The following is a 754-nucleotide window of genomic DNA, read 5'->3' on the forward strand; positions in this document are numbered from 1 at the left end:
CGGACGGTGGCACCTTTGACCTCCTGGCGGCTGAACTCTACATCATCGGCGAGGCATGCCGCCGCGTTGATTGGAAACCAACTCAACAATGGCGCAGCTCAGATTGTCTCGGTCAACGCGATTCTTGAGAATAAAACAAAACGCTTGGCATTGATGCTGATCGGATTCGCCTTCGCAGCCGGAACCTTGGGCGGCTTCATCGGCGCAAAGCTCGCCGGAGTCTGAATCGGCGCCATACAAGGGAATGCGCGATGACCTCTCGGATTGAAAATTACGGTGCAATTTGTTCACGTATTGTCGGACTCCTTGAGGAATCCCGCCGTGTTGCTGCCCGCAGCGTCAATGCCGTTATGACCGCGACATATTGGGAGATCGGACGCAACATTGTCGAATTCGAGCAGGGCGGAACGAAGCGTGCCGCTTATGGCGAAGGTCTGATTGGCCGCCTTGCCGAAGATTTGACAGTACGCTTTGGTCGTGGGTATTCAAAGAGAAACATTGACCAGATGCGCCAATTTTACCTGTCGTGGCCAATTGTGCAGACGCCGTCTGCACAATTGGATGTTGGCGCGGGCGAAGAGAGTGCTGCGTCGTCACCGCTCTTGTTGGAATCCCTGAATCTGCAGAAAATCGCACGACGTTTCCCACTTCCTTGGTCCGCCTATGTCCGCCTGCTTTCCTTGAAAAATACCCATGCCCGCGACTTCTACGAAAGTGAGGCGATACGCGGCGGTTGGTCGGTGCGCCAGCTCGA

Annotated in this window: 1 protein-coding gene and 1 pseudogene; both read left to right on the forward strand. The window is 55.2% G+C overall.

What is annotated here, in order from left to right:
• A pseudogene (locus tag ACP7BV_RS27500) lies at positions 1 to 225 on the forward strand (hypothetical protein); the annotation flags it as partial.
• Between the two features lie 26 nt (positions 226 to 251).
• Positions 252 to 754, forward strand: a 503-nt coding sequence (locus ACP7BV_RS27505) for a DUF1016 N-terminal domain-containing protein (protein WP_426108088.1), incomplete at its 3' end; no start/stop codon positions are given.

It is taken from the genome of Massilia sp. TSP1-1-2 (assembly GCF_049896185.1).
Classification (GTDB): domain Bacteria; phylum Pseudomonadota; class Gammaproteobacteria; order Burkholderiales; family Burkholderiaceae_D; genus Telluria_A.